1 protein-coding gene is annotated in these 1,147 nt (G+C 42.8%); it reads left to right on the forward strand.

The window, feature by feature from the left end; genetic code table 11:
- Positions 1-104 precede the first annotated feature (104 nt).
- Positions 105-1,147, forward strand: a 1,043-nt coding sequence (gene ltrA, locus H5163_RS21005; protein ID WP_259399845.1) for a group II intron reverse transcriptase/maturase, incomplete at its 3' end; no start/stop codon positions are given.

Raw genomic sequence — 1,147 nt, forward strand, 5'->3', positions numbered from 1 at the left:
AGTGATTTATCAGAAGTCAGCAGACGGCATAGTAGCCAAACGCCCATCGTAATAGAGGGGACATGGTGAAGGCCTGAACATCTTAACCAGAGGAGATACTACAAATGAACTTGAATTCACATAGACCACCGTGTTGTGATGGTGATGAACAGCGTTCGACTGTGAATAATACCTCGAATGAATATAACCAAACAGATCGTGACCTGATGGCAATGGTACTAAGCAACCACAATATTGGCGCAGCATGGCAACATGTTAAGCGCAATAAAGGGGCTGCGGGTATTGATCATATGAGTATTGAAGAATTTAATCGCTTCGCTAAGTTACATTGGCTGGGTATTAAACAACAATTACTTAACGGCACTTACCAACCATTGCCTGTCAAACGCGTGATGATACCCAAGCCCGATGGCGGTGAGCGAATGCTTGGGATCCCTTCTGTTATCGACAGAGTGATCCAACAAGCCATTGCTCAAGTGATTAGCCCTTACTTTGAGCCTCAATTTTCACCACATAGTTATGGTTATCGTCCTTATAAAAGAGCCAGCCAAGCAGTGAACCATGTTCAATTTTGTGTTAAACAAGGTTATAAAACAGCGGTTGATATCGACTTGTCTAAGTTCTTTGATGAAGTAAACCATGACATGCTAATGAATCGTGTTGGTCGTAAAATCAAAGACAAAGCACTCATGCGCCTACTCGGTAAATACCTACGAGTGGGAGTAGCAGAGTGCGAAACAGGTCTGTGGTTTGAGTCAACCAAAGGAGTCCCTCAAGGTGGGCCATTATCCCCTTTACTTTCCAATATTTTACTCGATGAATTAGATAAGAAGCTAGCCTACAAACACCTTAAGTTTGCCCGTTACGCTGATGACATAATCATTTTAGTAAAAACGAAAAGCGAAGGACTAATAATCCAACGGGAAATTACTGCGTTCATCACTAAGCGATTAAAACTCAAAGTGAATGAATCGAAAAGTCGGGTCGGTCCAGTATCAGGCTCGAAATTTCTCGGGTTTACCTTCCGCTACGGTCAAGTGCAGATCCACGAACAGGCGCTAAAGAAATTTAAAGCAAATGTCAGGGAGCTCACTAACCGCAACTGGGGGATCTCAATGACCCTACAAATTCATAAACTCACACAGTA

It is taken from the genome of Pseudoalteromonas sp. SG44-8 (assembly GCF_014164125.1).
GTDB classification, from domain to species: domain Bacteria; phylum Pseudomonadota; class Gammaproteobacteria; order Enterobacterales; family Alteromonadaceae; genus Pseudoalteromonas; species Pseudoalteromonas rhizosphaerae.